Source organism: Parabacteroides sp. KHUB-03 (genome assembly GCF_056640975.1).
On record NZ_CM153257.1, the window covers coordinates 2703597 to 2727462 of the forward strand.

General features: G+C 40.2%; 25 protein-coding genes and 1 pseudogene. 18 read left to right on the forward strand and 8 right to left on the reverse strand.

Features of this window, described 5'->3' with window-relative positions; genetic code table 11:
* The first annotated feature begins 4 nt into the window (after positions 1-4).
* The 7 genes from prfA (at position 5) to ACYIB7_RS11610 (ending at position 6478) form a co-directional block, all read left to right on the forward strand.
* Positions 5-1114: a peptide chain release factor 1 gene (gene prfA, locus ACYIB7_RS11580; protein WP_099464133.1), complete on the forward strand. Its 1110-nt coding sequence runs from the start codon at positions 5-7 to the stop codon at positions 1112-1114.
* A gap of 39 nt (positions 1115-1153) precedes the next feature.
* Complete coding sequence (gene pyrF, locus ACYIB7_RS11585) at positions 1154-1996, forward strand: orotidine-5'-phosphate decarboxylase (RefSeq protein ID WP_103984233.1); 843 nt, start codon at positions 1154-1156, stop codon at positions 1994-1996.
* Between the two features lie 90 nt (positions 1997-2086).
* Positions 2087-3127 carry a UDP-3-O-(3-hydroxymyristoyl)glucosamine N-acyltransferase gene (lpxD, locus tag ACYIB7_RS11590; protein ID WP_103984234.1) on the forward strand — a complete coding sequence of 347 codons (1041 nt, stop codon included), beginning with the start codon at positions 2087-2089 and terminating at the stop codon, positions 3125-3127.
* Positions 3128-3137: 10 nt separating this feature from the next.
* Complete coding sequence (locus ACYIB7_RS11595; RefSeq protein WP_103984235.1) at positions 3138-4523, forward strand: bifunctional UDP-3-O-[3-hydroxymyristoyl] N-acetylglucosamine deacetylase/3-hydroxyacyl-ACP dehydratase; 1386 nt, start codon at positions 3138-3140, stop codon at positions 4521-4523.
* 11 nt (positions 4524-4534) lie between these two features.
* Entirely contained in the window at positions 4535-5320 is a 786-nt protein-coding gene (gene lpxA / locus ACYIB7_RS11600) for an acyl-ACP--UDP-N-acetylglucosamine O-acyltransferase (protein ID WP_103984236.1), read from the forward strand.
* 141 nt (positions 5321-5461) lie between these two features.
* Positions 5462-6022, forward strand: coding sequence for an IS1096 element passenger TnpR family protein (locus ACYIB7_RS11605; RefSeq protein WP_099464138.1), 561 nt, complete (start codon positions 5462-5464; stop codon positions 6020-6022).
* A gap of 189 nt (positions 6023-6211) precedes the next feature.
* Positions 6212-6478: a GNAT family N-acetyltransferase gene (locus ACYIB7_RS11610; RefSeq protein WP_103984237.1), complete on the forward strand. Its 267-nt coding sequence runs from the start codon at positions 6212-6214 to the stop codon at positions 6476-6478.
* A gap of 18 nt (positions 6479-6496) precedes the next feature.
* Here ACYIB7_RS11610 and ACYIB7_RS11615 read toward each other — a convergent pair whose 3' ends face one another.
* Together ACYIB7_RS11615 and ACYIB7_RS11620 are read right to left on the reverse strand one after the other, a co-directional pair.
* Positions 6497-7225, reverse strand: coding sequence for an SDR family NAD(P)-dependent oxidoreductase (locus tag ACYIB7_RS11615; protein WP_103984238.1), 729 nt, complete (start codon positions 7223-7225; stop codon positions 6497-6499).
* Positions 7226-7264: 39 nt separating this feature from the next.
* Positions 7265-7636, reverse strand: coding sequence for a DMT family protein (locus ACYIB7_RS11620; protein ID WP_099464141.1), 372 nt, complete (start codon positions 7634-7636; stop codon positions 7265-7267).
* Between the two features lie 150 nt (positions 7637-7786).
* On the opposite strand from ACYIB7_RS11620, the gene miaA reads away from it, so the two are divergent.
* On the forward strand, positions 7787-8680 hold the full coding sequence (gene miaA / locus ACYIB7_RS11625) for a tRNA (adenosine(37)-N6)-dimethylallyltransferase MiaA (RefSeq protein ID WP_480337133.1): 894 nt from the start codon (positions 7787-7789) through the stop codon (positions 8678-8680).
* On the opposite strand, the gene ACYIB7_RS11630 is transcribed toward miaA, so the two are convergent.
* On the reverse strand, positions 8662-9402 hold the full coding sequence (locus tag ACYIB7_RS11630; RefSeq protein ID WP_103984260.1) for a tRNA 2-thiocytidine biosynthesis TtcA family protein: 741 nt from the start codon (positions 9400-9402) through the stop codon (positions 8662-8664). The two genes, miaA and ACYIB7_RS11630, sit on opposite strands and share 19 nt — an antisense overlap.
* Before the next feature lie 286 nt (positions 9403-9688).
* On the opposite strand from ACYIB7_RS11630, the gene ACYIB7_RS11635 reads away from it, so the two are divergent.
* From ACYIB7_RS11635 to ACYIB7_RS11655, 5 genes and pseudogenes are all read left to right on the forward strand, one after another.
* The gene (locus tag ACYIB7_RS11635; protein ID WP_103984240.1) at positions 9689-11128 is read left to right on the forward strand and encodes a tetratricopeptide repeat protein; all 1440 of its coding nucleotides are present in this window, start codon (positions 9689-9691) and stop codon (positions 11126-11128) included.
* Between the two features lie 18 nt (positions 11129-11146).
* Positions 11147-11626, forward strand: coding sequence for an NfeD family protein (locus ACYIB7_RS11640; RefSeq protein WP_099464144.1), 480 nt, complete (start codon positions 11147-11149; stop codon positions 11624-11626).
* A 24-nt stretch (positions 11627-11650) separates the two neighbouring features.
* A complete protein-coding gene (gene floA / locus ACYIB7_RS11645; RefSeq protein ID WP_099464145.1) occupies positions 11651-12643 on the forward strand; it encodes a flotillin-like protein FloA in 993 nt (330 codons plus the stop codon).
* Positions 12644-12646: 3 nt separating this feature from the next.
* Positions 12647-13516: a nucleoside phosphorylase gene (locus ACYIB7_RS11650; RefSeq protein WP_480337136.1), complete on the forward strand. Its 870-nt coding sequence runs from the start codon at positions 12647-12649 to the stop codon at positions 13514-13516.
* Between the two features lie 126 nt (positions 13517-13642).
* Positions 13643-13800, forward strand: a pseudogene (locus ACYIB7_RS11655) (ribose-5-phosphate isomerase A); the annotation flags it as partial.
* A 6-nt stretch (positions 13801-13806) separates the two neighbouring features.
* Here the strand turns inward: ACYIB7_RS11655 and ACYIB7_RS11660 are convergent.
* Both ACYIB7_RS11660 and ACYIB7_RS11665 read right to left on the reverse strand, forming a co-directional pair.
* Positions 13807-14556, reverse strand: coding sequence for a nitroreductase family protein (locus ACYIB7_RS11660; RefSeq protein WP_099464148.1), 750 nt, complete (start codon positions 14554-14556; stop codon positions 13807-13809).
* An 18-nt stretch (positions 14557-14574) separates the two neighbouring features.
* Entirely contained in the window at positions 14575-15759 is a 1185-nt protein-coding gene (locus tag ACYIB7_RS11665) for an AAA family ATPase (RefSeq protein ID WP_103984243.1), read from the reverse strand.
* Positions 15760-15875: 116 nt separating this feature from the next.
* On the opposite strand from ACYIB7_RS11665, the gene queC reads away from it, so the two are divergent.
* The 3 genes from queC to ACYIB7_RS11680 all read left to right on the forward strand — a co-directional run bounded on the left by queC (position 15876) and on the right by ACYIB7_RS11680 (position 17879).
* Positions 15876-16538 (forward strand): 7-cyano-7-deazaguanine synthase QueC, encoded by a 663-nt coding sequence (gene queC, locus ACYIB7_RS11670; RefSeq protein ID WP_480337139.1) that lies wholly within the window; start codon positions 15876-15878, stop codon positions 16536-16538.
* A 1-nt stretch (position 16539) separates the two neighbouring features.
* Positions 16540-17007 carry a preQ(1) synthase gene (queF, locus tag ACYIB7_RS11675; RefSeq protein WP_103984244.1) on the forward strand — a complete coding sequence of 156 codons (468 nt, stop codon included), beginning with the start codon at positions 16540-16542 and terminating at the stop codon, positions 17005-17007.
* 89 nt (positions 17008-17096) lie between these two features.
* Complete coding sequence (locus ACYIB7_RS11680; RefSeq protein ID WP_103984245.1) at positions 17097-17879, forward strand: 3-keto-disaccharide hydrolase; 783 nt, start codon at positions 17097-17099, stop codon at positions 17877-17879.
* Between the two features lie 161 nt (positions 17880-18040).
* On the opposite strand, the gene ACYIB7_RS11685 is transcribed toward ACYIB7_RS11680, so the two are convergent.
* Positions 18041-19795 carry a DNA polymerase III subunit gamma/tau gene (locus ACYIB7_RS11685; RefSeq protein ID WP_480337142.1) on the reverse strand — a complete coding sequence of 585 codons (1755 nt, stop codon included), beginning with the start codon at positions 19793-19795 and terminating at the stop codon, positions 18041-18043.
* Positions 19796-19866: 71 nt separating this feature from the next.
* On the opposite strand from ACYIB7_RS11685, the gene ACYIB7_RS11690 reads away from it, so the two are divergent.
* Together ACYIB7_RS11690 and ACYIB7_RS11695 are read left to right on the forward strand one after the other, a co-directional pair.
* Positions 19867-20172, forward strand: coding sequence for an FtsB family cell division protein (locus ACYIB7_RS11690; protein ID WP_103984247.1), 306 nt, complete (start codon positions 19867-19869; stop codon positions 20170-20172).
* Positions 20172-20504 carry a hypothetical protein gene (locus ACYIB7_RS11695; protein ID WP_099464155.1) on the forward strand — a complete coding sequence of 111 codons (333 nt, stop codon included), beginning with the start codon at positions 20172-20174 and terminating at the stop codon, positions 20502-20504. The genes ACYIB7_RS11690 and ACYIB7_RS11695 overlap by 1 nt, the downstream gene beginning before the upstream one ends.
* A gap of 133 nt (positions 20505-20637) precedes the next feature.
* Here the strand turns inward: ACYIB7_RS11695 and ACYIB7_RS11700 are convergent, their stop codons facing one another.
* On the reverse strand, positions 20638-21816 hold the full coding sequence (locus tag ACYIB7_RS11700) for an MFS transporter (RefSeq protein ID WP_480337144.1): 1179 nt from the start codon (positions 21814-21816) through the stop codon (positions 20638-20640).
* Between the two features lie 108 nt (positions 21817-21924).
* Entirely contained in the window at positions 21925-23805 is a 1881-nt protein-coding gene (locus tag ACYIB7_RS11705) for an ABC-F family ATP-binding cassette domain-containing protein (RefSeq protein WP_480337145.1), read from the reverse strand.
* Positions 23806-23866: the final 61 nt, after the last annotated feature.

Here is a 23866-nt window from a genome sequence, read left to right on the forward strand (position 1 = left end):
TTAAATGGCAGAAAGCAATTTATTAGATAAATTAGACGGATTGGTAAGCCGTTTTGAAGAAGTCGGTACATTAATTACCGACCCGGCAGTGATTGCCGATATGAAACGGTTCGTTAAACTGAATAAAGAATACCGCGACCTTGAAAAGATTGTAAATACACGTGAGGTATATGTAAAAACTCTAAACGGCATCCAGGAAGCGCGTGAGATATTGGACAACGAGCAAGACCCTGAAATGAGAGAAATGGCTCGTGAAGAGTTAGACGCATGTAACACACGTATTCCGGAATTAGAAGAAGAGATTAAATTACTTCTGGTTCCTACCGATCCCCAGGACGACAAAAATGCAATTGTTGAAATACGTGGGGGAACGGGCGGTGATGAAGCTGCACTTTTTGCCGGAGATCTTTACCGGATGTATATAAAATACTGCGAAGCTAAAGGCTGGAAAGTATCCGTGTCCAGCATAAGCGAAGGTTCGTCGGGAGGATTTAAAGAAATCATTTTCACTGTTAGTGGCGAAAAAGTATACGGAACGCTTAAATACGAATCCGGAGTACATCGCGTACAACGCGTACCTGCAACAGAAACGCAAGGACGTGTACACACATCGGCAGCTACCGTAGCAGTATTACCCGAAGCTGACGAATTCGATGTGGAAATAAACGAAGGGGAAATCAAATGGGATACTTTCCGTTCAGGAGGTGCCGGTGGCCAGAATGTTAACAAGGTTGAATCCGGTGTCCGTTTAAGATATGTATGGAAAAATCCCAACACAGGTATAAGTGAAGAAATTTTGATTGAATGTACAGAGACACGCGACCAACCGAAAAATAAGGAACGTGCTCTTACCCGTCTTCGCTCATTCATATACGACAAAGAACACCAGAAATATCTGGATGATATAGCTAGTAAGCGTAAGACAATGGTCTCTACAGGCGACCGTTCGGCAAAAATTCGCACATATAATTATCCGCAAGGACGTATAACCGATCATCGCATCAATTATACTATTTACAATCTGTCTGCTTTCATGGATGGAGACATACAAGGATGCATCGATCAACTGATTGTAGCAGAAAATGCAGAACGTCTGAAAGAGTCAGAATTATAAACACGGAATACATCATTTAAAAGAAGATATTTAAAGGGTATGAACAAACAACAGTTATTTGAAAACATTAAAAAGAAACAGTCTTTCCTTTGTGTTGGACTAGACACTGATATAAAAAAGATTCCTCAGCATTTATTGTCAGAGGAAGATCCTATTTTTGCATTCAACAAAGCAATCATTGATGCAACAGCCGACTATAGTATAGCCTATAAACCCAATTTAGCTTTTTATGAGAGTTTAGGTGTAAAAGGAATGAACGCTTTTGAAAAGACCGTTTCATATTTGAAAACCAATTACCCGGATCAATTCATCATTGCGGATGCCAAACGCGGTGACATTGGAAATACTTCTGAAATGTATGCCCGCTCTTTCTTCGACCATATCAAAGTTGATGCTGTCACTGTAGCACCCTATATGGGAGAAGATAGTGTAAAACCATTCCTCATTTACCCGGAGGCGTGGGTAATTTTGTTGGCATTGACTTCAAACAAAGGTTCACATGATTTCCAATTGACAGAAGATGCTAATGGCGAACGTCTGTTTGAAAAAGTATTGAAAAAATCTCAAGAATGGGCAACCGATGAACAAATGATGTATGTTGTAGGTGCAACGCAAGGCAAAATGTTCTTAGACATCCGCAAACAGGTTCCGAACCACTTCCTGCTTGTTCCGGGAATTGGTGCTCAAGGAGGCAGTTTAGCTGAAGTTGCACAATACGGAATGAATGATATGTGTGGTTTACTGGTAAATTCGTCACGAGCTATCATATATGCAGATAAATCAGAAAATTTTGCTTCTTTCGCCCGCGAAGCAGCGCAAGCCGTACAAAAAGAAATGGCAGGCTACCTGTATGATAAAGGAATAATTCCTTGTAAAGCATAGGCAAAACAAATATTTTTCACCATTTTTGCAAATCGGTTTATCTTAATATCAGACATAACCAACAGATATACTTAATAATATTAATATATAATGGAGTTTTCAGCCCAACAAATTGCAAGCTTTCTGGGAGGAACAATAGAGGGGAATCCCGATGTGAAAGTAAGCAACTTTTCTAAGATAGAAGAAGGCAAACCAGGAACATTATCATTTCTGGCCAACCCCAAGTATGAACATCACATCTATAACACCGAAGCTAGTATTGTTTTGGTTAACAATGATTTCACTCCCACAGAACCAGTAAAGGCAACTCTGGTGAAAGTAGCAAACGCTTATGCAGGATTAGCCATGTTGCTCAATATGGTTGAACAGACTAAGAAGCCAAAGGCTGGAATAAACTCAACTGCATTTATCGCAACGACTGCCACTATAGGAGAAGGATGTTATATCGGTAATTTTGCTTATATCGGAGAAAACGTAAAACTGGGCAATAATTGTCAGGTTTATCCCCATGCTTATGTTGGAGACAATGTAACTATAGGTGATAACTGTATATTATATCCTCATATCACAGTCTACAGAGATTGTATTATCGGAAACAACTGTATCCTGCACGCTGGTTGTGTGATAGGTGCCGATGGATTCGGTTTTGCCCCCGAAGGTGAAAGTTATAAAAAAATACCCCAACTAGGCAATGTAATTATTGAAGATAATGTAGAAATCGGAGCAAACACTACTATCGACCGTGCCGTAATGGATTCTACAATTATTCGCAAGGGTGTAAAGTTGGACAATTTGGTTCAAATAGCACATAATGTTGAAGTAGGCGATAACACGGTAATGGCTTCCCAGGTAGGAATTGCAGGTTCCGTAAAAATCGGCAAGCATTGCATGTTTGGAGGACAAGTCGGATTGGCTGGTCATATTCATATTGCAGACAATGTGGTATTCGGAGCACAAGCTGGCGTTATAAGCGATATAAAAGAAGCTACAACCGTATTAGGTGCACCCGCTATTAATGCAAAAGCATTTATGCGTTCCAGTGCTATTTTTAGCCGTCTGCCGGATATGTACCGTACTATGGGACAATTGCAACGCGAGATAGAACAACTCAAGAAAGAAATTAATAAATAACATAAATTCTATGCATAAACAAAAGACGCTTGCAGCAAGTTTCTCTTTACACGGGAAAGGGTTGCACACGGGATTAGATATACAAATTACATTTAATCCGGCTCCTGAAAATCATGGATACAAAATTAAACGTGTTGATCTTCCGGATCAACCGGAGATCGATGCTTTGGCAGAAAATGTTGTAAATACACAACGTGGTACTGTTCTTTCCAAAAACAATGTCCAGATAAGCACTGTAGAACATGCTATGGCTGCTCTTTATGCTTTTGGTATTGACAACTGCCTGATAGAAGTAAACGCACCCGAATTTCCTATATTAGACGGAAGTTCCCGCTTTTATACAGAAGAAATCCAGAAAGTAGGCGTAGCAGAACAAAACGCCCCGAAGGATTACTATATTGTAAAGCACAAAATAGAAGTAAAAGATGAAGAAACCGGTTCATCTCTTGTTGTCCTGCCGGACGACAAGTTTAGCATTAATGTTCTGATCTCTTTCGATTCTCCTGTTTTGTCAAACCAATTCGCAACATTAAACGACCTGAGCGAATTTCCTACCGAACTTGCAGCATCACGCACCTTCGTTTTTGTACGCGAAGTTGAGATGTTATTAAAAAACAACCTGATTAAGGGGGGAGATTTAGATAACGCAATTGTTATCTACGACCAAAAAGTTTCTCAGGAATCCCTCGACAAACTGGCTGATATGCTTAACATTCCTCACAAGAATGTACAAGACCTCGGATATATTAATAATAAGCCGTTGGTATTCGACAATGAACCAGCGCGCCATAAGTTGATCGATGTTATCGGAGATATAGCTCTAATCGGAAAACCGATCCGTGGCCGGATCATAGCAACCCGTCCGGGACATAAGATCAATAACCAGCTAGCACGTATGATCCGTAAAGATATCAAACTAAACGAAGTACAAGCTCCTGTTTATGATCCGAACACTACCCCCGTAATGGACATCAACCGCATCCGCGAACTATTGCCACACCGTTATCCATTCTTATTAGTTGATAAAATCATTGAGATTGGTGGTGATTATATAGTTGGTATAAAGAATATCACGACTAACGAACCTTTCTTTCAAGGACATTTCCCACAAGAGCCTGTTACGCCCGGCGTGCTTTTGGTTGAAGCAATGGCGCAAACCGGAGGTTTATTAGTACTGAACTCTGTAGATGAACCCGAACGCTACTCCACTTACTTCATGAAAATAGACGGTGTCAAGTTCCGTCAGAAAGTAGTACCGGGTGATACTTTGATTTTACGCTTAGAATTGTTAGCTCCTATTCGACGCGGTATTTCTACCATGAAAGGATATATCTTCGTTGGCGACAAACTGGTTTGCGAAGCAGAATTCATGGCACAAATTGTCAAAAACAAATAATACATACAGAAATGAATATATCTTCACTAGCAGTTGTTCATCCCGAAGCAAAGATCGGCGAGAATGTAACGATCGATCCGTTTGCAATCATTGAAAAAGATGTCGTTATTGGCGACAACTGTCATATATATCCTCATGCTGTTATATTAAACGGAGCCAGAATTGGTAAAAATTGTAATATATTTCCAAGTGCCGTTGTAGCAGGCATTCCTCAGGATTTAAAATTCAAAGGAGAAGTTACAACTGCCGAAATCGGGGACAATACAACTCTGCGCGAATGTGTAACCATAAACCGCGGTACTGCTTCCAAGGGAAGCACTATTGTAGGTAGCAACTGCCTCATTATGGCATACTCGCATATTGCCCACGACTGCGTATTGAAAGACAATATTATCATTGGTAACTCTACTCAGGTTGCCGGTGAAGTCGAAATAGATGACTTTGCCATCGTGAGCGGAGGTTGTCTGGTTCACCAATTCAGCCGGATTTCAAAGCATGTTATGGTACAGGGCGGTTCACGTATTGGTAAAGATATTCCTCCTTACACGCTGATCGGACGCGATCCGATTGTATATTGCGGTATAAATATTGTAGGTCTGCGTCGTCGCGGATTCACAAACCAACAAGTATTCCTGATCCAGGATATTTATCGCACATTATATACTCGCGGATTAAATAATACAGAAGCGCTGAAAGCTATTGAGACCGAATACGAACCAAGTGAAGAAAGAGATTTGATATTAAATTTCATCAAATCTTCCAGCCGCGGAATCGTCAGAGGTTCGATAGACGAATAATTCATCCAGAAGATATAAGTAAAATAAGCGACCTCCCCCATCTCCGACAAAGAGATAAGGAGGTCGCTTATTTTTTACCCTATTTATAAAGATAAATAGATATTTTTACTACTTTTGAAGCATCAAAAAACAAGTAAGATTATGCTATTTAGATTTCTTATCCTATCAGATGAAGTTGATGACTTCAAACGTGAAATCAAGATCGATTCCGAAGCCACCTTCTTGGATTTACATAACGCAATCCTGGATTCCGTAGGTTATACAAAAGACCAGATGTGCTCTTTCTTTATTTGCGATGACGATTGGAGCAAGAAAACAGAAATCACTTTAGTTGAAATGGACACTTCTTCTGAAGTAGATAGTTATATCATGGAAGAAACTCCATTGGAAGAACTTTTGGAAGATGAACATCAAAAATTGCTTTTCGTATTCGACTACATGACAGAGCGCGCTTTCTTTATGGAATTACGCGAGATAGTACCCGGAAAAGATTTGGACAAACCAGTTTGCAGCAAGTCCATTGGCATGCCACCCGCCCAAGTTATTTCTTTCGATGAATTTGAAACCAAGAACAATAGTACCGAAATAGGAGAAGACTTTTACGGCGATTCCGAATATGACATTGACGAACTGGATAAAGAAGGTTTTGAAGGATTAGGAGAAGGGCCAATGGATAATCCTTACGATGATGAAAAATTCTAAAACAATTACTTAATACATAAAAAGAAAGCATCTGCTGTAATAATCTTTACAAACGGATGCTTTCTTTTTATATACCCGTTCCTTATTAATCAGACCTCCCCAAAAACAATTCATCTGTTTAATCCGTTATAAAAACAAGCGGCATTGTATAGTTGTAATATAAACTTTAAACTTCATAAAACTATAAATATGGAATACCAGATAGTACATTATCCGGAAAAACATCGCTTCGAAACAGAAGTAGACGGAATAAAAGCTTACGTAGAATACCGCTTATATGACGGAGGTCTCGATATCTTACATACAGTCGTTCCTCGTCCGATAGAAGGTAGAGGCATTGCTGCCGCTTTAGTCAAACATGCATACGATTATGCAAGAAGCAACAGATTGAGAGCTTTGGCAACCTGTTCTTATGCTGTTGTCTGGTTAAACAGGCATCCTGAATATAAAGAATAACGAAAGCCGGCTTTACACTTAATTATTTCTAACCGGTAAGTTACGCCAAAGCCAACGGGGAATCATCCTCCAGAAAAAGACAAGCACCGCATACCGGAAATCAATAGTTGCAACATGCCGTTTATTATTCAAAGCCCGGATTATATGTGAAGCAACTTTATCCGCATGCATTAGCATCGGGTATTTATCATTCTTCAACAAAGCAGTCGCAACAAACCCCGGACGAACGTCGGTAAATCGGATATTCAGTTTCTCCATACAGGATAATTGTTCCAGTGCTTCAATATAGGTATTCTGAAAACGTTTCGTAGCCGAATAAGCCGGAGCCGATCCCAAACCTTTTGTTCCGGCAATAGAACTGATTACAGCAATATGTCCTCCGCTTTGTTTCCTGAAATAATCAAAAGCAGTGGTCACCATACGTATAAAACCTTCCACATTTGTCTTTGCCGTATTTAATTCGATCCGTATATCTAGTTGCAGATTCTGACTACCAACACCCGAACTCAGAAAAAACAAATCCATTCCCCCCAACTTATTTATCAGTAGTTGCAACTTTTCAGGAGCATCCGCATCGGTTACGTCCAACACCTGTATTTCTACCTTTTCCGGGGCAAGAGCCTGAAATTTTTCAAGTTCCTCCTGTCTGCGGCCAGCCACCCCTATCCGCCATCCCAGCTTCAAATATCCTTTTGCCACTTCGTTTCCAATACCTGAAGTTGCACCAACTATGACAATTCTTTTCATAGGACAAACCGATTATTACTAATTAAGAATAAAAAGATTTCATTTCTTAAATACCAGATAAACCGCTGCAACCAGCAACACACAGGCTAAAGCATGGTTCCATTTAAACGATTCTCCTTTAAAAGCAATCGTACTGAAGCAAACAAAAACAATTAGTGTAATTACTTCCTGTATCACCTTCAACTGTATCAGATTAAACGGTCCTCCATTCTCGCGGAAGCCGATACGGTTTGCCGGCACCTGGCAACAATACTCAAAAAAGGCAATTATCCAGCTAAATAAGATTACTCCTATCAATGGCAAATGCTCAAACCAACTAAACTGCTGCTTCATCTTCAAATGCCCGTACCACGCACACGTCATAAAAATATTAGAAACAATCAACAATAAAATAGTATAAAACCCCTGCATAATGTTATCTGTATTAACTCTTAATAAGGCGCAAAATTATACATAATCTGCAATAGGCAACCGTTTCCTCTTCAAAATATTCGTATCTTTGAACCACCCTTGGCTGCAAAAACGCAGTAAAGGTTGCGTATATTTTACAGATCGTCTCCTATGAACACATTAATCATATTATTAGGCCCTACAGGAGTGGGCAAAACAGAACTCAGTCTACGTATTGCCGAACATTTCCGTGCCCCCATCATTTCTGCCGACTCACGCCAGTTATACCGCGATCTGCCAATCGGCACAGCTGCTCCTACGGCAGCCCAAATGGCACGGGTAAAACATTATCTGGTAGGTACATTAACACTGACCGACTATTATAGCGCCAGTAATTTCGAAGAAGAAGTAGTATCTCTCCTCCCTTCTTTATACCAAACTACCTCAACCGTTATTATGACTGGCGGTTCTATGATGTATATTGATGCTGTGACAAAAGGCATAGACGATATTCCTACGGTAACGCCGGAAATACGTAATTCCATTTATGCCCAATTCGAACGCGAAGGATTAGCCAATATATTGGCAGAGCTGAAAGTATCCGATCCTGTGCATTATGAAGAAGTAGACCGGAATAACTATAAGCGTGTTATTCATGCTGTTGAGATTTGCCGTATGACCGGAAAGCCCTACTCCTCTTTCCGTACGAATATAAGAAAAGAACGTCCGTTCAAAATAATAAAAGTAGGTTTAACACGCGAACGCGAAGAGCTATGCAACCGGATCAATCTCCGTGTAGATCAAATGATGGCTGACGGATTACTGGAAGAAGCCCGGCGGGTATATCCATATAAACACCTCAATTCGCTGAACACAGTAGGCTATAAAGAACTTTTCAATTATCTGGACGGTGCATGGACATTAGATTTTGCTGTAGAAAAAATTAAACGCAACTCACGCGTTTATGCCCGTAAACAGATGACCTGGTTTAAACGCGATGAAGAAATCCGCTGGTTCCATCCGGATAACGAAGCGGGAATCTTGTCTTATTTATGTGGTAAGTAATCTTGCTGGATATTCGTCATACTAGCCCAGATACTATAGCGGGCTTCGGGATTAATAGCCTCCAGGCGTGCAAGAACATCCTTCATTTCAGAACGGCTTGAACCGGATTCATACGGACAGTTCTTTATTTGTTTCCGATAACCTTTCCATTCTGCAATACGGATTAATTCTTTCTCTTCTACCAAACATAAGGGACGAATAATTTCCATATCAAATTTGTCCATTTTCAGTTTAGGCGGCATTGTCCCGAAAGCTCCCTGATGAATCATATTCATTAGTAAAGTTTGCAAGATATCGTCTTGATGGTGCCCTAAGGCTATTTTATTGCAACCATTTGCTTTTGCTATATCAAACAAAGCCTTCCGGCGTGTCCACGAACAAAGGAAACAAGGCGACTTACGCGTATCGGTAGAAGCATCGAAGCCCGTTTCATGCACAATGAAAGGCAAACCATGTTCATCGGCACAACTTTTCAGATAATCTAAATCCGAATGATACGGGATAGTAGACATTACAATATGGGTGACCACTACCCCGAACTTAGGACGGAATATTTTAGAACGGCGCCCCAGCAAATCCACTAGAGCCAGCGAATCTTTCCCCCCCGACAAACCAACCAATATTCGGTCTCCGTCTTGAATCAGGCTATAATCAAAAATAGCCTTCTTAACCTTTTCCTCTATTTTGCGAAACAATAATTCCTCTTCCGTCAATTTTGCCATATATAACAGTAAATACAAAAGACAAAAGTAAGCATTAATATCCGTTTCCTCCAACATTATCCTATACCCTTTTCATACAAAAAAAACAGCCATTTCCTACCGACAAACGAATCGGCTCATACTTATGAATTATATAAATCGAAGTTATGAACCAAATAATTTATACTTATGATTCAATTAAATCTTCGGGATGGGAACTTTTTTTATTTACATAAGTTTTTTCACCGATTGCTTTTAATATATAAGCAAAGCCATTATCTTTGTGTACACTAGAAGACATGAAGAAATGAAACGGTTATCAAAAAAAGTAATTTATACGATAGGTATCGCTTTATTATGCGGAAGTTTGCAGGCGCAAAGCCTGGATCAAGCCAAACGATTATACACCGAAGGAAAATATGCAGAAGCCAAGCCTGTGTTTGAGAAATTAGTCAAACAAGCACCCAATAATGCTTCATATAACCATTGGTATGGCGTTTGCTGCTTTGAAACAGGAGAGCTTTCCAAAGCAGAAAAGCATCTAAGCGTTGCCGTTAAACGAAAAATTCAGGATGCTTACCGTTACTTAGGAGACGTTTATTACCAGACATACCGCTTTGACGAAGCATCTGATGTATACGAAGAATACATAGACCTTCTGACCAAAAAGAAACAACCGACAGAAACCGTAGATGCAAAACTGAATTTAGCAGAAAAGGCATCCCGTATGCTGGACAAAGTAGAGGATGTCCAGGTTATAGATAGCATGGTTGTAGACAAAAATGCTTTCCTTTCGGCTTATACATTAAGTGAAGAAAGCGGTAAGTTGATGTATTTTCAAGATTTCTTTGAAACTTCGGAGCCGGTAAACTCTACCGTTTACATGAACCAAAAAGGAGACAAAATATATTATGCCCATCCCACGGATGAAAACCATTATTGCCTGTTCAACCAATCTCTTTTGATTGACAAATGGGGAGACGAAAAACAACTACCCATGAATATTAACAGTAATGAAGACGACAATTATCCTTTTGTTCTTTCCGATGGAGTTACAATTTACTATGCATCCAAAGGAAACGGCACGCTGGGAGGCTATGATCTGTTTATAACCCGTTACAATTTAGGTTCGGACAACTATCTTACTCCGGAGCAATTAGGCATGCCCTACAATTCGCCTTATAACGATTATATGATGGTTATAGACGAGGCTAAAGGACTAGGATGGTTTGTTTCAGACCGCTATCAACCGGAAGACAAGGTATGTGTATATTTATTTATTCCTAATGACAACCGTTCACGTGTAGAAAGCGACGATATTGAAGTTAAACGGGCACATGCGACTCTTACTTCCATACAAAGCACATGGAAACATGACAGTAATTACGAAAATCTGATCAAACTGGCCCATAAGGAAATTCCTGACGGCAGAGTAGAGATTAAAAAAGACTTCGAATTTGTAATAAACGACAACACCGTATATTATACGATGGATGACATCAAAAGCCCCGAAGCCAAGAACCTCTATTCGAAAGTAGTAACATTAAATAAACAGATCAAAGAGATTAACAATAAACTGAATAGACTGCGTACAACGTGGAACAACAGCAACAATGCCAAGCGTGATCAATTAAAGCCTCAGATTCTGCAAGCAGAAGATCAACTTTACGAATTGCAGAGCCAGCCCGCCGAACTTGAGAAGAGAGCGCGTAATGCAGAAATTAATTTCTTGAAAAAGAACAGGTGAAACAGTTAACAAACTATTATGATACTGGATATTGCCATCATTGCATTCCTTTTGATTGTAGCCATAGTGCTCATTCTGTTGGAAATATTCTTCTTACCGGGAATTACACTAGCCGGTATAGGTGGATTTATTTTTGCGGCAGGCGGCATTATATTTGCCTATTCAGCCGGGACGATGATAGGCCACATATCATTAATAGCATCGATTCTGGTTTTCGGTATCGCCTTTGTATGGCTGATGCGGTCTAATTCATTCAGCCGGGTAGCTTTAAAGACAGACATCAATTCCAAACTAACTTCAAGTCGAGATCTGGGCATCCAACCTGGCGATGAAGGTATTACTTTATCCCGTCTGGCCCCTATCGGCAAAGCCCGTATAAACGGAATCAATGTAGAGGCGAAGTCCGAAGAAGAACTTTTAGACGAAAATACTCCGGTTATCGTTGTCCGCGTAGACAGTTACAATGTGATTGTAAAACCAAAAGACGAACAAAATTAAGTTACACATTTAAAATTAAACAATATGGAAATGACCTTTTTGCCTCTTATTCTGCTGGGTGCTGCGGTACTGCTACTGGCAATCTTTTTCTATTATGTACCATTCCTGTTGTGGATATCAGCAAAAGTATCGGGTGTAAACATTTCACTGATTCAACTCTTCCTGATGAGAATCCGTAAAGTGCCTCCTTACATCATTACCCGTGCTATGATTGAAGCACATAAAGCAGGTCTGAAAACATTGACCCGTGACGAACTGGAAGCACACTATCTGGCCGGCGGACATGTAGAAAAAGTGGTTCATGCCCTTGTTTCCGCATCCAAAGCAAACATCGACCTACCCTTCCAGATGGCAACAGCAATTGACCTGGCCGGACGCGACGTGTTTCAAGCCGTACAAATGTCGGTAAACCCTAAAGTAATTGATACACCACCGGTTACAGCCGTTGCTAAAGATGGCATCCAGTTAATTGCAAAAGCCCGTGTAACAGTTCGTGCTAATATCAAACAGTTGGTAGGTGGAGCCGGAGAAGAAACAATCCTTGCCCGCGTTGGCGAAGGGATTGTATCATCAATCGGTTCGTCGGACAGTCATAAAACAGTACTCGAAAACCCGGATTCCATATCCAAACTGGTATTGCGCAAAGGGCTGGATGCCGGAACCGCTTTCGAAATCCTGTCTATCGATATTGCAGACATCGATATAGGTAAAAATATCGGGGCTTACTTACAGATGGACCAGGCGCAAGCAGATAAGAATATAGCCCAGGCAAAAGCCGAAGAACGCCGCGCAATGGCAGTAGCTCTTGAACAGGAGATGAAAGCTAAAGCACAAGAAGCGCGTGCTAAAGTTATAGAAGCAGAAGCAGAAGTTCCAAAAGCTATGGCAGATGCTTTCCGTAACGGAAATCTGGGAGTAATGGATTATTACAAGATGAAAAATATAGAAGCAGATACTTCTATGAGAGAAGCCATTGCCAAACCCAGCAGTGCTCCTTCCAAACCATTAAAAGATTAGAAGATGCAAACAATTCCCGAATCAGAATTAATAATCAATGCAGATGGAAGTGCCTTCCATCTGCATCTGAAACCTGAACAGCTAGCCGACCGCATTGTGCTTGTTGGAGACCCGTCACGCGTTACAACGGTTGCCTCTTACTTTGACAATCAGGAATGTGAAGTCTCGAGCCGGGAATTTCATACAATTACCGGAACCTACAAAGGGAAACGGATTACAGTAGTATCTCATGGCATTGGAACCGATAATATAGACATCGTACTAAACGAGTTGGATGCACTTGCTAATATAGATTTTGCAACACGTACAATAAAACCTGAATTCCGCCAACTAACACTGGTTCGTGTAGGAACGTCGGGAGGATTACAACCTTTTACTCCGGTAGGCACTTATGTTGCGGCCGAGAAATCGATTGGTTTTGACGGTGTGCTTTATTTCTATGCCAATTCTGAGAAAATACGTGACATTGCTTATGAGAAGGAATTAATAAATCAGCTGGATTGGAAACTAACGGGTCTGACACCTTATGTTGTTTCTGCCGACCATTCTTTGATTGAACAAATTACCCGCAATGACATCATCCGTGGCGTAACAATTGCGGCAAATGGTTTTTATGGTCCTCAGGGACGTAAGCTCCGTCTGCCACTCGCCGATCCGGATTTAAACTCAAAAATTGAAACATTCAATTACAACGGTAGCCATATTACGAATTTCGAAATGGAAAGTTCCTCGCTTGCCGGACTTTCCGCATTAATGGGACATAGAGCTATGACTGTTTGTTGCATCATAGCCGGACGTGTCAACCAGGACATGAACACAGAATACAAAGGTTCCATTCTCAACCTGATAGAGACAGTTCTGGACAGGATTTAAGTTCTTACGGATATGCAGTGGGAAAACAGTATTTTAGAAACCCTGGAATGGGGAAATAACATCAGTAATAAAGAAAAGAAAAGAAACTGAAAATCGCGGATAAGATTGCATCAATGGTCGCCAATGAAAGATGGCCCGGTAATTACAGAAAATGGCAATTTAATTCTGGATGTATGTGAAATATCGGGATATATAGAATCCGCTATCAAAGCCATTACGGGGGGGGCATTGAAAGCGGACTCTTTATGCACTATGACGTACAAGTAATAACGGGAGAAGAATAGATCACATTAATCTTTAATAAATCCCTGATCTTTCAACACTTTCATCAAAACTTCCGAGAAGTATTCATTATTCTTCTTTGTATAACGAATATCAGTAAAAACTTGCGCTAAGGTTTCCTTATTGTTTATCGTTACATATTGTTTGTTCACTTCCAGATTTTCCTTCTCTTTATAAAAAGCATCAATAGAAGCCGGTGTATAATCGACATACGCTTCCTGATGGACAACAGCCGACAAAGGCAAACGTTCCACTTGCTCAGGTAACGGTTCTGCGGGGTAACCAACTGTTACCGTAACAATTGGTACAACTAAATGAGGAAGAGACAAAGCTTCTATAATTTTATCCGCATTATATGCGGTTGTACCTAAATAGCAAATACCTAAACCTTTCTCTTCTGCAGCATCACAAAAACTCTGGGCAAACAACATAGCATCTATTGTAGAAGCTATAAACGTTTGCATATTATCGAAACCGGGCTCCGCTTTCCTCTGCTCCGCCCATTTCACAAAACGATTTGCATCGGCACAAAAGGTTAACACCACAGGAGCTCCCGTTATCATTGGCTGATTAAAATGTAGCGGCGACAGTTTTTCTTTATTTGCTTTATCCCGGGTTACAACAACGCTGTATAATTGCATATTCCCCGTATTGGATGCACGCGCAGCAACCTCAAGCAGTTCATTCAATAAGGTATCCGGTATATCTTGTGCTGTATATTTACGGATACTTCTTCTATTCTTCATGCTATCTGACATAACACTCTTATTTTTTAATTAATACAAAAAACCTAATACCCAAACAGGCATACGATTCGTGATACATTTAGGCAAACCATATACTGCAGCAAAACTATTTTCTTTATTTTTTATAGGTTCATAATCACGTAGCGGATCACCAACCATAAAAGTATATTTGTTATTTATAAGGAAATCATCATTCTCTATCATTTCCAAAGTGGCGACATTTGATAATTGGTCTACAAAAAATGTCTCCCCCATATTACGGCGATTATCTTTATTTCCGTAAAGGGCAGCCAGCAGATTCGTATTTCCCATATAAATTTTCTGATTCAAAGGTGTTATCCTTGCCATATATTTAGGCATATAAATAAAACCGCAATCATTCAGATACCCCATATAATCGTCTATTTGCGGACGAAGTAAACCAACATCCTTCAACATTTCTGCAGGGCGTATACGTGCCGGCACTTTCTCGACAACAGACATTAGTAAACGTTTAACTTTGGCTACACCCGCCGGATAAAGTGTTCTAAGAACTGGCAAGTCTACATCTAAGGTTTCACGAACCGTATCAGCTAACCGGTAATAAAAAGCATCAGGATCCTGCCAGTAAAAAGGATAGCAACCGTGTTCAAGATAATTACGAAAAACGGGGACAACGTTAAACTGAGCATTAATCTTCTTCACGAACTCAGCATAATTCTTTAATAAATCGTCTAATGGAACAGGAGGTATATCCAATATACTTTCGTATGAAAGAAATTCCCGGAACGACATCGTATGCATTTGATAACATGCAACACCTCGTTTTAATTCTTTCTTAACAACAGGCACAGACTGTAGGATTGAAGCTGTTACAATTATATGGACAGAAGGATTTTCATCAAATAAAATGCTTACTTCTTTTATCCATTCCGAATAACAATGAACATTATCCAAAAACAAATGTGTACCACCTGCCTTACAAAAATCCTTAACCGTATCCAACAGGGTGTTACGCTGAAACCACAGATTATCCAAGCTCAGATACAGGGCAGTGTCCGAGTTATCAAAAGTAGATTTTATATGTTGTAATAACAATGTAGTCTTACCAACACCTTGTTGGCCAAATATGGCAATCAAACGATTGTTCCAATCAATCTGTTTATGCAGATAACGAAGGAAAGTGCAATTCACCCCCTTTATTAACTCATGATGGTTCAAATGGAGCATGTTCATACGCAGACCTTTTTTTGCAAAGATAGCAATTGTTGAAAATAATCATGTAAATTTGCAGTGCAAGAAACGTCTTCTTGCCGTGTGCTTGCCTAACCACGTATTAAAAACAAGAAAAAATGAAACAACAAGAAGCCGCCTTAGTATGCTTCTCCGGTGGACAAGATTCCACAACCTGCCTTTTCTGGGCAAAGAAGCACTTTCCAAGAGTAGAAGCCGTAAGTTTTACCTACGGACAAAAACATTCTTTAGAAATTGAAGTTGCCCGTAAAATTGCATCCGAAGCAAGTATACCATTCCATTTACTGGATGTATCATTGATCAGCCAATTAGCACCAAACTCACTAACCGACACGTCCATTCCAATGGATCAGGATAAACCGTCAGACAGTTATCCCAATACATTTGTGCCGGGAAGAAACATGGTATTCCTCACATTCGCTGCAATTATGGCAAGAAGTAAAGGAATATTTAACCTCGTAACCGGAGTTTCCGAAGCAGACTTCAGTGGATATCCGGATTGTAGAGATACATTTATCAGATCACTTAATGTTACATTAAACCTGGCAATGGATGAGCAGTTTGTTATTCATACACCTTTAATGAAGCGGGACAAAAGTGACGTATGGGAGCTATCGGATAAACTTGGCGTATTTAATCTGGTCCGTACACAAACACTCACTTGCTATAATGGCATTTTGGCAGACGGGTGTGGACATTGTCCGGCTTGCAAATTACGTAAAGAAGGTTTGAATAAATACTTACAAAGAAAAAAGCAATAATATGGATACAAGACAAAATGAAAACGAATTGCATTTATTGGGCAGTTCAACACAATACAAACAAGATTATGCCCCCGAAGTCCTGGAAGCATTTACAAACAAACATCAGGATAACGACTACTGGGTGCAATTCAATTGCCCTGAATTTACAAGTTTATGTCCCATCACCGGTCAGCCGGACTTTGCTACTATTCATATAGATTATATTCCGGACATAAAAATGGTAGAAAGCAAAAGCCTTAAACTCTACCTGTTCAGTTTTCGTAATCATGGGGCATTCCATGAAGATTGTGTAAATATCATCATGAAAGATCTGATACGGTTAATGGATCCGAAATACATAGAAATTACCGGTATCTTTACTCCTCGTGGCGGCATAAGTATCTATCCATACTGTAACTACGGACGTCCGGGAACAAAGTATGAAGAATTAGCAGAAAAACGTCTCTTTAACCATAGAATCCAGTAAATTCTGTTTGGATAAAGTTTCATTCTACTAAAAAAACTGTAAGTTTGTGAGACAATTATTATCTGTAAACCTAAGTAATATTCTAGACCATGAATAAAAAAAACATGACTGTCAAAGCCGTACTTTTCACTTTAGCATGTACGGCTACTATTGGAGCGAACGCACAGAAGCAGTATCCTCAACCGGAAAAGATGACTCCCGGAATGTCCGAATACTGGACACCGCAGCCCAAAATTGTTACACCAGGCGACATCTGCACTAATTCTGCGCCGTCTGATGCTATCATATTATTTGACGGCAAAGACCTCTCTGCATGGGAAGATTCAAAAGGAGGCCCCGCACAATGGACTGTACATAACGGAACATTTACAGTAAACAAACCCGCCGGCGATATACTGACCAAGCAAAAATTTGAGAACTTTCAGTTACATATCGAATGGTGTATTCCGGAAAATATTACCGGAAACAGTCAAGCTCGTGGCAATAGCGGAATCTTCCTGCAAGACATGTACGAAATACAAGTACTGGATTGTTACAACAATGAAACTTATGTAAACGGCCAGACAGGTAGTGTCTATAAACAAACGCCTCCACTAGCCAATGCTATGCGTAAACCGGGAGAATGGAATGTATACGACATCATTTACACTGCCCCTGTTTTTAAGGAAGATGGTACATATCGTATCCCTCCTCACGTAACAGTTATACAAAACGGTATTGTCCTTCAGAATAACACAACAATATTAGGAACAACCGAATATATCGGATTCCCCAAGGTGATTAAACATGGAGCAGGCCCTATCAGGCTGCAAAGCCATGGCGATCCAAGCGAACCCATCAGTTTCCGCAACATTTGGCTAAGAGAATTATAATATAAACAAGAAAGGGCTTTTAAAAGCCCTTTCTTGTTTATATTTCCCTACTTTTGAATAAGCTGGTTTTCACTAATAGCAACGCAACCTGGATAGCAGTCACAGGTATATTCCTACATCCATTCCAGACAGTCAAATAAAACCGGAGAGAGTTGTTTACTTTAATCCAATCTCAGATCAAATTCTTCTTTCAACTTCGATAAAGCCGGATTTATACTTAACAGATGTTCAAACTTTTCTACTGATGTATATGCCAGATGCTTTTCATTTGTTTCAATAATCCGGACACGCATCTGGATACGTGAATTCTTTAATTGTAAACGAAGAAATGACAAAATATCGATAGCTCCGTTTATCAACTCCTCCCGTTGTCCCGGATTATGCACTGCCACCTCAAAATAATAGTTTTCCTGTAATACAGGTTTACAGTTTATCATTGTGTTCTTAAGATAAACTTTCTTATCTATTGTATCAGCAAAAGCATCCCAATTACGAATCAATTCCTCTTCAGAAAACGGATTTGCCAGCTCTTTTGAAGTATTAGATATTTGTTGGTCTATCTGTTCTTTTGGTTTCTCCACTCCTATTTCTTTTAATGAGATTCCCACAGGAGGGCGCATAATAGATTTATTGCGGGGTGTCGCCGGAGGTGGAGTTTGAGAAGGAGCCGAAATAGTAGGAGGCATTTTTGTTGTCACGACCTGTTGTTGTATAGGAGCAACAGACGGAGTAACTACAGAAGCCTGTACCTGTTGGGCTACCAGTGTTGTATTTGAAGGTATCGGTTCAATCAGTCCTTTTTTTTTACTGTCTTCCTGCGCCGGATTACTTAACTGGCATAACTGGATCAATGTCAATTCAAGCAGCAGACGCTTATTCCGGCTGGCACGATAATTCAAATCACACGTATTAGCCAGTTCGATTGCTTTAAACAATAATGCATCCGGGCACCGTTTTGCCATTTCTTTATACCGCTCCCTGATAGAAGCGCCTACTTCGAATAAGACCAGAGTAGATTCATCTTTGCACACCAACAGATCACGGAAATGCCCGGCCAGGCCTGTAATAATATTTTGTCCGTCAAAACCTTTATTCAGTATTTCATTAAGCAACAACATAGAAGCCCTTACATTACCGGAAAGAAAGGCATCCGTCAAACGGAAATAATATTCATAATCCAGCACATTCAGGTTATCAATTACAGCCTGATAAGTAATATTTCCATTTGTAAAACTAACCACCTGGTCAAATATAGACAATGCATCGCGCATTCCTCCATCTGCTTTTTGCGCAATCACATTCAAAGCTTCCGGCTCCGCATTCACTCCTTCAGATGAAGCTACATATTCTAAATGTTCCACCATGTCGCGAATGGATATACGCGAAAAATCATATATCTGGCAACGCGACAATATGGTAGGGAGTACCTTATGCTTTTCTGTCGTAGCCAATATAAACAGTGCATGGTGGGGAGGTTCTTCCAATGTCTTCAGAAAAGCATTGAAAGCTGCCGAACTCAACATATGCACCTCATCAATAATAAAGACTTTATATTTTCCTATCGGAGGCGGAATACGTACCTGGTCTATCAAAGCACGAATATCGTCTACCGAGTTGTTGGATGCAGCATCCAGCTCATGGATATTATAAGAACGTTGTTCAAGAAATGCCTTGCATGATTCACATTCGTTGCAGGCTTCACCTTCCGGTGTCGGATTCAGGCAATTTATGGTTTTTGCAAAAATACGAGCACATGAAGTCTTCCCTACCCCGCGGGGGCCGCAAAATAAATAAGCATGCGCAAGTTTGTTACTTTGTATTGCATTTCTTAATGTAGTGGTAAGAGATTTCTGCCCGACTACACTCCGGAATGTAGAAGGACGATATTTTCTTGCCGATACAATATAGTTATCCATCGTCTGCTTTTTTATTGATAAGACAAAGATAAACAAAATAATTCATTTACCTTTGCAAAAACTATGATTCCATGTCACGCATAAAAGAGTTTTATAATAAATATCTATCGTGGATAAACATCTATTGGTTGGTTACCATTGTATTTCTGGCGCTTACTTTCACAACCGGCGACAGCAGCCTTTACCAGCGTTATACATACGATGAAAAAATCCGTAGTTTGGAGAAGGAAATAAAACACTATCAGCAAGAGATTGAAACAAACACAAAAAAACTGAATGATCTTCATACGGATAAAGAAGGTTTGGAACGGTTTGCCCGCGAAGAATATTACATGAAGAAATCAAATGAAGATGTTTATATTATAAAAGATAAATAATGAATCAACAAGTAAGAACTATTCTTTTTAATATAGCCGGTCTTCTTATACTGATTGGCGCTGTATCGCACTTCTTCCACTGGATAGCAGCACCTTATCTTTTTGCTCTTGGCGCAGCCGGTTATGCAGTCAGCTATCTGACTATCCAGACAAAAGAAATGGACTTCAGGAATCGTCGTTTACACCGCTTCAATATCATTGCTGGACTACTAATGATTTTCGCTTCGGGATTAATGTTCAAAGGAGGTAATGAATGGGTTATTTGCCTGACTATTGCAGCTATTCTACAAATGTACACGGCTTTTGTTGCTTCTAAACAGGAGAAAAAGTAAACAGGAATAATTCCAGATACCATCCGTTTTCCCATTTCATTTTATCGGTGTCGGAAAAAAGTTTCATCCCGATGAAAATAAAGTTTCACCATAGGAAAAAAAAAGTTTTATCAGGGGAAAAAAACAAAGTACCTTACAATTTATTCCTCTCATAGGAATCCCGTACCCAACAAAGGTAGACCAATAAAGAGGCCACACAACATCCTGCCCCACTAAGATAAGCAACCGACAAATTGGTATACGAAGCAATAAAACCGGCCGAAAGCATCCCTATACCCACTCCTAAATCCAAAGAAGTAAGAAATGTAGAAGTAGCCGTTCCCCGCATGTGATGAGGTGCCACATTAACAAAAAGGCATTGGAAAGCCGGTACGCTAATACCAAACCCCATACCGATAGTTAATGCTAAACTAAAAAAGAGAATCTCATTATGAACCAAGGCAAATAACATAAACGATATGACTAAACTAACCAATGAGCAAACAGAGACCGTGTGAATCTTTCCATGATCCACCAAACGCCCCGAAACAAGGCGTGAAGTACCAACCCCGACAGCCATAAAGATAAAGAAGTACCCGGGATCGGATATTCCTGTTTCTTTTCCATATAAGACCACAAAGGAAAGAATCATCCCGTAAGGAATAGCGACAAACATGTACGAAAAAGCTGCCGGCAAAGCTTTTAACAAGATAAACCGGTCTAAAGAAAAAGAAGGACGGGACACCCTTTCACGTTTCGGATAACGAATCAGACTGACTGAAAATACACCAATAAAAGCAATCATTAACCCCGCTACAACCAAAGAATCAAACCCTTTCCATCCATACAAAGGAAGAGCAGCCAATGGAGCAAGCGACATACCCAGGTTTACAGCCAATCCGTAAAATCCCATTCCTTCTCCCCTACGCTGCGAAGGGATAACATCTATTGCAATTGTATTACCCGATACAGAAGTCAACCCCATAAATCCTCCTTGCAGGAAACGGACAGCTATAATACCAGCCATCGTAACTGCTACCAGATATCCGGCAAACAAGCCTGCAAAAACAATAAAACTAAAAAGATAAAGTGGTTTCCGCGAAAAACAATCCACCAGATAACCTGAAAAAGGGCGGACGCACATTAAGCCAATGGTATAGCTAGCCATCACCAAGCCAACTTCCGATGCTTCAATTCCCAGTTCATCCACCAGATAAACCGGCAACGTGGGCACCAACATATAAAATGCAAAGTTCATCAAAAAATAAGAGAGGCAGCATTGTACGAAATTCCTGTTCCACAAAGCAGGATTCTGTGTATCCTTTGTATCCATCACCAACTAATTATCAAACAGGGAGCAAATGTAAGAAAACAAAAGACCAACTCAAATGAATAAAAGGGTTCTTTATTCGCAATCAACAGGAAGTAAGCTTTCTCTATATTATGCAAATTCGCTTAGTTCCAACCAACGCATTGTCTTTTCATCAATTTCATCTATTACTTTGGCAATGCGATCCGCTTTTGCCATCAGTTCGTCATTTGATAATGAGCCACTACTCATAGCCAATTCTAGTTCTGCCTTTTCCGTTTCAAGGGCAGGTATCTCAACTTCAAGCGCTTCGTATTCTTTGCGTTCTTTAAATGTAAGCTTTTTCTTCGGTGCGTCAGATGAGCGGTTATGTTTTTCCTGAACAGGACTTAACTTGGCCTGACGAGCTGCTGCTGCTTCCTTCTCCTGCAGATCAATCGCTTCTTTCCATTCCCGGTATTGTGTATAATTACCAGGGAAATCTTTTATATCAGCATTACCACGGAATACTAACAGATGGCTTACCACTTTATCCATAAAATATCGGTCGTGTGAAACAACAATCACACAACCTTTGAAATTGGAAAGATATTCTTCCAATACATTCAAAGTAATAATATCGAGGTCGTTGGTTGGCTCATCCAGCACAAGAAAGTTCGGATTCCGCATCAGTATCGTACAAAGATATAAACGGCGTTTCTCGCCTCCACTCAACTTATAAACGTAGCTATGCTGTTTTTCGGGAGCAAAAAGGAAATAATTCAGGAACTGGGAAACTCCCATTTTACGGCCGTCACCCAAGTCAACATATTCAGCAATATCCTGTACTACGTCAATTACTTTCATTTGTTCGTCAAACTGCAAACCATCCTGACTATAATAACCGAAACGCACAGTTTCGCCAATATCGAAACGGCCACTATCCGGTTCAACTTCACCCATCAGCATTTTAATAAAAGTAGACTTCCCGGTTCCGTTATTCCCTACAATACCCATCTTTTCATATCTGGCAAAAACGTAATTGAAATCTTCCGTAATTTTCAGATCACCAAAACTTTTACTTACATGTTCTGCCTCAAATATTTTCGAGCCAATATACGAAGCTTTCACATCCAGATTAACATTACCGGCTTCATGCTGCTGTTTTGCTTTCTTTTCCAGTTCATAAAAAGCATCAATACGATATTTGGCTTTCGTTCCGCGCGCTTGCGGCTGACGGCGCATCCAGTCTAATTCTTTACGAAGCAAGTTGCTTGCACGGTCTACTTCGGCATTCAATGCCTCCATCCGCTCCTGGCGTTTTTCCAGATAATAGCTATAGTTCCCCTTATATTGGTAGATTTGTTTCCTGTCTATCTCGATAATTTCACTACATACACGGTCCAGAAAATAACGGTCGTGAGTCACCATCAATATACTGATATTGGCACGGCTCAGATATCCTTCCAGCCATTCGGTCATCTCCAGGTCAAGGTGGTTGGTAGGTTCATCCAAAATAATCAATTCAGGATCGGTAATCAGTACGTTGGCAAGTGCCACACGTTTCAACTGGCCTCCGGAAAGCTCACTTATCTTCTGGTCAAAATTGTAAATCTTGAGTTGCCCTAAAATCTGCTTAGCCTTCTGCTCATAATCCCACGCCTTCATGTTATCCATCCGGAGAAGGATATCTTCCAGATTAGAATGGTCATCACTAGCCATAGCCTGTTCATATTCGGCTATCAGGCGAACGGTTTCATTTGAAGAATAGAAACAAGCCTGCAAAACAGTCAGTTCGGAAGGATAAGCAGGAGATTGCTCCAGATACCCAACTCTCAAATCATTACGAAAAACAACGGAGCCGCTATCATAGTCCTCTTTCCCGGCAATAATATTCAACAAGGTTGTTTTTCCGGATCCATTCTTCGCAATAAGACCAATCTTCTGGCCTTGTGCAATACCAAATGTTATATCTTCAAACAAAACCAAGTCTCCAAAACTCTTAGTCAGCCCGTTTATATTTAATTGTGACATCTAATCTACCTTTTTCTTTTGGGACAAAAGTAATAAAAACAGAACCATTTACATACACAGA

Coding starts and splice junctions, on each gene's coding strand:
- queC (WP_480337139.1), top strand. CDS start 15,876: ATGAAACAACAAGAAGCCGCCTTAGTATGCTTCTCCGGTGGACAAGAT.
- ACYIB7_RS11690 (WP_103984247.1), top strand. CDS start 19,867: ATGTCACGCATAAAAGAGTTTTATAATAAATATCTATCGTGGATAAAC.
- ACYIB7_RS11640 (WP_099464144.1), top strand. CDS start 11,147: ATGATACTGGATATTGCCATCATTGCATTCCTTTTGATTGTAGCCATA.
- ACYIB7_RS11630 (WP_103984260.1), bottom strand. CDS start 9,402: ATGGCAAAATTGACGGAAGAGGAATTATTGTTTCGCAAAATAGAGGAA.
- ACYIB7_RS11615 (WP_103984238.1), bottom strand. CDS start 7,225: ATGAAAAGAATTGTCATAGTTGGTGCAACTTCAGGTATTGGAAACGAA.
- ACYIB7_RS11610 (WP_103984237.1), top strand. CDS start 6,212: ATGGAATACCAGATAGTACATTATCCGGAAAAACATCGCTTCGAAACA.
- ACYIB7_RS11595 (WP_103984235.1), top strand. CDS start 3,138: ATGCATAAACAAAAGACGCTTGCAGCAAGTTTCTCTTTACACGGGAAA.
- ACYIB7_RS11650 (WP_480337136.1), top strand. CDS start 12,647: ATGCAAACAATTCCCGAATCAGAATTAATAATCAATGCAGATGGAAGT.
- ACYIB7_RS11665 (WP_103984243.1), bottom strand. CDS start 15,759: ATGAACATGCTCCATTTGAACCATCATGAGTTAATAAAGGGGGTGAAT.
- lpxA (WP_103984236.1), top strand. CDS start 4,535: ATGAATATATCTTCACTAGCAGTTGTTCATCCCGAAGCAAAGATCGGC.
- pyrF (WP_103984233.1), top strand. CDS start 1,154: ATGAACAAACAACAGTTATTTGAAAACATTAAAAAGAAACAGTCTTTC.
- ACYIB7_RS11605 (WP_099464138.1), top strand. CDS start 5,462: ATGCTATTTAGATTTCTTATCCTATCAGATGAAGTTGATGACTTCAAA.
- lpxD (WP_103984234.1), top strand. CDS start 2,087: ATGGAGTTTTCAGCCCAACAAATTGCAAGCTTTCTGGGAGGAACAATA.
- ACYIB7_RS11695 (WP_099464155.1), top strand. CDS start 20,172: ATGAATCAACAAGTAAGAACTATTCTTTTTAATATAGCCGGTCTTCTT.
- ACYIB7_RS11700 (WP_480337144.1), bottom strand. CDS start 21,816: ATGGATACAAAGGATACACAGAATCCTGCTTTGTGGAACAGGAATTTC.
- miaA (WP_480337133.1), top strand. CDS start 7,787: ATGAACACATTAATCATATTATTAGGCCCTACAGGAGTGGGCAAAACA.
- ACYIB7_RS11660 (WP_099464148.1), bottom strand. CDS start 14,556: ATGTCAGATAGCATGAAGAATAGAAGAAGTATCCGTAAATATACAGCA.
- ACYIB7_RS11680 (WP_103984245.1), top strand. CDS start 17,097: ATGAATAAAAAAAACATGACTGTCAAAGCCGTACTTTTCACTTTAGCA.
- floA (WP_099464145.1), top strand. CDS start 11,651: ATGGAAATGACCTTTTTGCCTCTTATTCTGCTGGGTGCTGCGGTACTG.
- prfA (WP_099464133.1), top strand. CDS start 5: ATGGCAGAAAGCAATTTATTAGATAAATTAGACGGATTGGTAAGCCGT.
- ACYIB7_RS11620 (WP_099464141.1), bottom strand. CDS start 7,636: ATGCAGGGGTTTTATACTATTTTATTGTTGATTGTTTCTAATATTTTT.
- ACYIB7_RS11705 (WP_480337145.1), bottom strand. CDS start 23,805: ATGTCACAATTAAATATAAACGGGCTGACTAAGAGTTTTGGAGACTTG.
- queF (WP_103984244.1), top strand. CDS start 16,540: ATGGATACAAGACAAAATGAAAACGAATTGCATTTATTGGGCAGTTCA.
- ACYIB7_RS11635 (WP_103984240.1), top strand. CDS start 9,689: ATGAAACGGTTATCAAAAAAAGTAATTTATACGATAGGTATCGCTTTA.
- ACYIB7_RS11685 (WP_480337142.1), bottom strand. CDS start 19,795: ATGGATAACTATATTGTATCGGCAAGAAAATATCGTCCTTCTACATTC.